The organism is Rugamonas brunnea (assembly GCF_014042345.1).
In the GTDB taxonomy this organism is placed as follows: Bacteria; Pseudomonadota; Gammaproteobacteria; order Burkholderiales; family Burkholderiaceae_D; genus Rugamonas; species Rugamonas brunnea.
On record NZ_JACEZT010000037.1, the window covers coordinates 1 to 6,255 of the forward strand.

Annotated in this window: 7 protein-coding genes and 2 pseudogenes; all 9 read left to right on the forward strand. The window is 67.0% G+C overall.

The window, feature by feature from the left end:
- A pseudogene (locus H3H37_RS25225) lies at positions 1 to 221 on the forward strand (flagellar basal-body MS-ring/collar protein FliF); the annotation flags it as partial.
- Positions 205 to 1,239, forward strand: coding sequence for a flagellar motor switch protein FliG (locus H3H37_RS25230; RefSeq protein ID WP_182167732.1), 1,035 nt, complete (start codon positions 205 to 207; stop codon positions 1,237 to 1,239). The pseudogene H3H37_RS25225 and the gene H3H37_RS25230, both read left to right, overlap by 17 nt.
- Positions 1,236 to 1,931 carry a flagellar assembly protein FliH gene (fliH, locus tag H3H37_RS25235; protein ID WP_182167734.1) on the forward strand — a complete coding sequence of 232 codons (696 nt, stop codon included), beginning with the start codon at positions 1,236 to 1,238 and terminating at the stop codon, positions 1,929 to 1,931. Before H3H37_RS25230 ends, fliH begins: the two co-directional genes overlap by 4 nt.
- Positions 1,928 to 3,238 (forward strand): flagellar protein export ATPase FliI, encoded by a 1,311-nt coding sequence (gene fliI, locus H3H37_RS25240; RefSeq protein WP_182167736.1) that lies wholly within the window; start codon positions 1,928 to 1,930, stop codon positions 3,236 to 3,238. The genes fliH and fliI overlap by 4 nt, the downstream gene beginning before the upstream one ends.
- Positions 3,235 to 3,666: a flagellar export protein FliJ gene (gene fliJ, locus H3H37_RS25245; RefSeq protein WP_182167739.1), complete on the forward strand. Its 432-nt coding sequence runs from the start codon at positions 3,235 to 3,237 to the stop codon at positions 3,664 to 3,666. The genes fliI and fliJ overlap by 4 nt, the downstream gene beginning before the upstream one ends.
- Before the next feature lie 104 nt (positions 3,667 to 3,770).
- Entirely contained in the window at positions 3,771 to 5,171 is a 1,401-nt protein-coding gene (gene fliD, locus H3H37_RS25250; RefSeq protein ID WP_182167741.1) for a flagellar filament capping protein FliD, read from the forward strand.
- A 52-nt stretch (positions 5,172 to 5,223) separates the two neighbouring features.
- Entirely contained in the window at positions 5,224 to 5,613 is a 390-nt protein-coding gene (gene fliS / locus H3H37_RS25255) for a flagellar export chaperone FliS (protein WP_182167743.1), read from the forward strand.
- Positions 5,606 to 5,923 carry a hypothetical protein gene (locus tag H3H37_RS25260; protein ID WP_182167745.1) on the forward strand — a complete coding sequence of 106 codons (318 nt, stop codon included), beginning with the start codon at positions 5,606 to 5,608 and terminating at the stop codon, positions 5,921 to 5,923. Before fliS ends, H3H37_RS25260 begins: the two co-directional genes overlap by 8 nt.
- Positions 5,920 to 6,255 (forward strand): annotated as a pseudogene (locus H3H37_RS25265) (hypothetical protein); the annotation flags it as partial. The gene H3H37_RS25260 and the pseudogene H3H37_RS25265, both read left to right, overlap by 4 nt.

Sequence of the window (6,255 nt, forward strand, 5' to 3'; positions counted from 1 at the left end):
CGGGCCTGCCTGGCATGGCCGTGGCCGGCGCCCTGCCCGGCGTGGACGGCGCCGCGCCCGGCATGCCGGTGGTGCCGCTGCTGGAGAACTATGACTTGCCGCCGGCCGGTTCGCCGGTGGACGTGATGGTCGATCACTTGAAGGTGCTGGCGGAGAAGGAACCCGAACGCGTCGCCGAAGTCGTCAAACAATGGATGCAGAAAAATGGCCGAACTCAATAGCATACAAGAGTCCCAGGAAGCCCAGCCGGTCTACCTGACCCCGGTCGAGCAGGCCGCCATCGTGCTGCTGAGCATAGGCGAGGAGCCGGCCGCGGCCGTGCTGCGCTGCCTGTCGCGCGAGGAATTGCTGGAGGTGACGCAGGTGATGTCGCGCATGAGCGGCATCAAGGTCGAGTCCGTCAAGCACGCGATGCAGACCTTCTTTGACGATTACCGCCAGCAATCGGGCGTGCATGGCGCCTCGCGCAGCTACCTGAAGCGCTCGCTGGACCTGGCGCTGGGCGGTGACATCGCGAATACCGTGCTCAACAGCATCTACGGCGACGAGCTGCGGCCCAAGATGGCGCGCCTGCAGTGGGCCTCGCCCAAGTGGCTGGCCGAATACATCTCCAACGAACACGTGCGCATGCAGGCCGTGTTCCTGGCCTTCCTGCCGCCGGCGCTGGCCGGCCAGATCATCGAGGCGCTGCCGGTCGAGGGCCGCGACCTGGTGCTGCTGAACCTGGCGCGCCTGGACGAGATCGACCGCGACCTGCTGCTGGAGCTGGACCAGCTCGTCATGCGCTGCCTGGGCACGTTCGACATGCAAAGCACCAGCGTGGAAGGGATACGCCAGGCGGCCGAGATCCTCAACCGCCTGCCCGGCAACCGGGCCCAGATGGTCGAACTGCTGCGCGCCCACGACCCCGAGGTGGTGGCCCAGATCGAACTGTCGATGTACGACTTCTTCATCCTGTCGACCCAGTCCGAGGTGGCCCTGACCCGCATCATCGAGGAAGTGCCGCTGGAACAGTGGGCCATCGCGCTCAAGGGCGCCGAAGTGTCGATCCGCGACGCCGTGCTCAAGACCATGCCCAAGCGTCAGGCGCAGGCGTTCGAGGACATGATGCGGCGCGCCGGCCCGATCCCGATGTCGCGCATCGAGCAGACGCGCCAGGAAATCATGGCCACCGTCAAGGCCCTGGCCGACGCCGGCGAGATCGAAATCCAGCTGTTCGCTGAAGCGGTGGTCGAATGAAGCAGTTCCGTCCCTACCGTTTCCCGCCCCTGTCGCAAGTGATGGCCGCCAGCGTGCGGCCGCACGGCAGTGCGGGCGACGGCGCTGCGTGGCAAGCCTCGGTCAGCCAGGGCTTCGAGCAGGGCCAGCGCGACGGTTACGAGATCGGGTTGACGCGCGGCCAGGAGGATGGCTTCGAAGCGGGCCGCGCCCAGGGCCTGGAACAGGGCCGCACCGAAGGCCGCCACGAGACCCTGGTGGCCTACGACCAGCTGGCCCGTCCCGTGGACGCGATGCTGAAAAACCTGAAGAAACTGCGCGCCGACTACCGCGCGGCCCAGCGCAAGGAAGTGGTGGACCTGGTGGCCAAGGTGGCGCGCCAGGTGATCCGGGCTGAACTGGCGCTGCAGCCGGTGCAGATCATGGCCCTGGTGGACGAGACGCTGGCCTCCATGCCGCCCACGCGCGAGGAGATCGACGTCTACCTGAACCCCGAGGAATTGAAGCGCATCAGCGAGCTCGATCCCAAGCGCGCCAAGCGCTGGAACCTGATCGGCGACGCGCGCCTCGACGCCGGCGAGTGCCGGATCAAGGCCGGCGACAACGAAGTCGATGCCGGCTGTCATCAACGGCTTGCCGCCGTCATGGAACAGGTCGATAATCAACTTCAGGCTGCCGATGGCGGCGACGACGACACCGAGAGCGAAGAATGATCGCTGACGCGCTGCGCAATCTGGAACTGGACGCCGTGCCCGTGGCCACCCCGACCGGGCGGCTGGTGGGCGCGTCCGGCCTGTTGCTGGAAGCGGCCGGTTGCCGTCTGCACACGGGCCAGCGCTGCCAGATCGAAACCGTGGGCGGTCCCTGGCTGGACGCCCAGGTGGTCGGTTTCCGTGACAAGCTGTCGTTCCTGATGCCGTTCAAGAAGGCCACCGGCCTGACCACGGGCGCGCGCGTGCTGCCCTCGCCCGACAAGGTCAACCTGCAGATCGGCCCCGGCTGGCTGGGCCGCATGGTCAATGGCCTGGGCGAACCGATCGACGGGCTGGGCAAGCTGGGCGGCGAATTCCCGCTGGAAGCCCAGCCGCCGCGCATCCATCCGCTGAAGAAAAAACCGGTCACCGAGGCGCTCGACGTGGGCGTGCGCGCCATCAACGGCATGCTGACCCTGGGCAAGGGCCAGCGCGTGGGCCTGATGGCCGGTTCCGGCGTCGGCAAGTCCGTGCTGCTGGGCCTGATCACGCGCCAGACCGTGGCCGACGTGGTAGTGGTGGGCCTGATCGGCGAACGCTCGCGCGAGGTGCGCGAATTCGTCGACATGTCGCTGGGCAAGGAAGGCCTGGCCAAGGCCGTGCTGGTGATCGCACCGGCCGACGAGAGCCCGCTGATGCGCATCATGGCCACCGAACTGTGCCATTCGATCGCGGCCCATTTCCGCGACCAGGGCAAGAACGTGCTGCTGCTGGTCGATTCGCTCACGCGCTACGCGATGGCGCTGCGCGAAGTGGCGCTGGCGCTGGGCGAGCCGCCGGCCACCAAGGGCTATCCGCCGTCCGTGTTTTCCAGCCTGCCGCAACTGGTGGAATCGGCCGGCAACGGCGAGAACCCGGCCGGCAGCATGAGCGCCATCTACACCGTGCTGGCCGAGGGCGACGACCAGCAGGACCCGGTGGTCGACACCGCGCGCGCCATCCTCGATGGCCACATCGTGATGACGCGCGAACTGGCCGAGCGCGGCCACTACCCGGCCATCGACATCAGCGCCTCCATCAGCCGCTGCATGAACCAGATCATCAGCAAGGAACACGTGCAGGCCGCGCGCGCCATGAAGGCCGCCATGGCCCGCCACGACCGGGTGCGCGACCTGATCCCGCTGGGCGCCTACGTGCCCGGCGCCGATCCTGTCACCGACCAGGCCGTCAAGCTGCATCCCCACATCGAGGAATACCTGTGCCAGGGCACCAAGGAAGCGGCGCCCTTCCCAGCCTGCGTCGAGCAACTTGAGAGGTTGATGACATGAACCAACACATGATACGCAATCTGAGCACCCTGGTCGCGCTGCGCAACACGGAGGTGGAGCGTCTGCAGACGGAAATGGCGGAAAAGACCAGCTTGCGCGAACGCTATCAGAAAAACCTGGAACGCCTGACGGGCCTGTACACCAACAGCGGCGCCAGCGGCAACCTGCCCCTGGCGCTGGCCGGCAACTGCGGCGACTACAAGCAGGCCGTGATGCAGATGGCCGACAACCACCGGCTCGACCTGCACATGCACGAGGCTGACATGGCCGTGGCGCAACAGGCGCTCAACGCGGCCTGGGTCAAGCGCGAGGTGCTGGACAAGGTGCTTAACAAGCAACAAAAAGCCGTGCGCCAGCAGCACGACGCCAAGGAACGCAAGCAACATGACGAACTGGCAACCCAACTGTGGTTCCGCGGCCAGAAGTAAAGCCCAGGCATGACACGATTTTTTTCGGATTATTTTCATAAGGAAACGATTTAGGTCGCCTTAGAACAAGGTACACTTCCTAATACTTTCCCTGGAGCACGATCATGTCCGTCATCAACAGCCCCACTTACGATCCGGTCACCACCGCCACCAACCTGGCCACCTCGTATATCGCCGGCAACAAGGCGATCCTGGATGACCAGACCAGCACGGCCAACGCCACCGCCAACGCGCTCAGTTCGCTGAGCTCGGCCATGGGCGCGTTCCAGACCGCCATCAGCGGCATGGCCTCGGTGACCACGTCGGTGATGGCCAACAGCGCCACCTTCAGCAGTGCCGTGGGCACGGCCAGCGCCAACGCCAGCGCCGTGGCCGGCACCTACTCTTTCTACGTCGAACAACTGGCCACGGCCGGCCAGATTTCCTACGGCAACGTGGCCGACAGCACGGCCGCCGGCGCCGGCACCCTGAACGTCACGCTGGCCGACGGCAGCTCGTTCCAGATCGACCTGGCCAACGCCGACACCAACCATGACAACGTGCTGTCGGCCAAGGAAGTGGCGGCCGCCATCAACGTCGCCGCCGGCAACAACTCGCGCGTGACGGCCTCCACCCTGAACGTGAACGGCCAGACCACGCTGGTGCTGAGCGCCAACCAGACGGGCGCGGCCAACGCCGTCTCGCTCGACGTGTCGGGCGTGACCGATCCCGGCCTGCAGGCGGCGCTGGGCGCGGGCAACCAGAAGACCATCACGGCCGCCCAGGACGCCATCGTGTGGATCGGCGCCCAGGGCACCGGCACCAAGGTACAGCAAGCGTCGAACACGTTCAACCTGATCGACAACGTGTCGATGACGTTCAACCAGGTCCAGGCGCCCGGCGCGGCGCCCGTCACCCTGACCGTCGGCAACGACCTGAGCGCCACCCGGGCCAATGTGCAAAGCTTCGTCGACGCTTACAACAAGCTCAACACGGTGCTCAACTCCCTGACCCAGACCGCCGACAGCAGCAAGGGCGTGGCCTCGGGTCCGTTCGCGGCCGACGCCGGCGTGGCCGCGCTGCGCAGCCGCATGGTGGCGGCCGTGCGCACGCTGGGCGCCAATGGCCAGTCGCTGGTGGCCTACGGCATCACGGCCCAGCGCGACGGCAGCCTGGCGCTCGACAGCAGCCGCCTGAACAAGGCCATCGCCGCCAATCCGACCGGACTCGACAGCCTGTTCGGCCGCGTCAGCGGCGCCAGCGGCACCGGCGCCCTGGGCGCGCTCAACAAGCTGATGGACCAATGGACCAATTCGGCCACCGGCCAGATCGGCACCCGCAAGACTTCCGTCAGCAAGCTGCAGACGGCGCTCACGGACCGCCAGGCCACGCTGCAAACCCAGTACGACAGCGCCTACAAGCGCTACCTTGGCCAATTCACGGCGCTGCAGCAGTTGCAGTCGCAAATGAACAGCAATTCCAACCTGTTTACCGCCCTGTTCTCATCGAACAGCAGTAACAGTTGACGGGGCCGGGGGCCCGCCCCCGTGCCGCGCCTTTCTTTCAATGGTGAACATCATGATGAATCAAGAAGCCTACGGTTCCTACCACGCCGTCAACCTGGAAGCCCAGACGGCCCGCGCCTCGCCCGTCGAACTGGTGCTGGTGCTGACCGATGGCTTGCTGGAGGAACTGGCGCGCGCGCGCGGCCACATCGTCGGCAAGCGCTACGAACTCAAGGCCAACAGCCTGAACAAGTGCACGGAAATCATCAACGGCCTGTCGAGCTCGCTGGACTTCGAGCACGGCGGCGAAGTGGTGGCCAACCTGGGCCAGTTGTACGACTATTGCGCGGCACGCCTGTACAAGGCGGGCGTGAGCATGGACCCGGCCATCATCGACGAGGTGACCCGGCTGCTGACCACCATCAAGCAGGGCTGGCTGGGCGTACAGGCCAAGAATGGATAGGCAGCGGGCGCTGGTCCGCCTGGCCAACAAACTGCGCGCCGCCCTCGCCGCCGACGACTGGCAGGCGCTGGCGGCGATTAATGTTTCCATGGCCACGGCCTTGCCCGCCATGGCCGGCCAGGCCCCGTGGAGCCCGGCCGAGCAGGCGGCGCTGGCCACGCTGCAGGCATTGCACCTCCAGGCCGCCGGGCGCTGCGACGCGGCCGTGGCCGACATGAGCAAACGATTACACGATATGCAAACCAATAAAGAAGGCTGGATCGCCTACGCATTGAGCAACGACAGCACCGACCCGGGAACCCCAGCATGACCTTACTGACCAGCACTGCCCCCGCCCATGCGAACGCTGCCGCCGCCGCTGCCACCGCCAGCGACGCCAGCGACGCGGCGCCGATCGCCGCCGCGCCCGACGCGGCAGCCGCGCTGCCCCTGTTCGCCCAGTTACTGAACCTGACGCAAGGGGACGCAGCGCCAGCCGCCAACAGCGATGCCGGCCCGGCCCCGGCTGCCGATGACGGCGCCCCGGCCGCGCCCGTGGCTGACAGCACCGCCGCCATGGCGTCGATGGCCGCCACCATGCTGGCCGTGGTGCTGCCGCCGGCCGGCCAGCCGGCCGCGGCGGGCGAGTCCGCCGGCACGCCG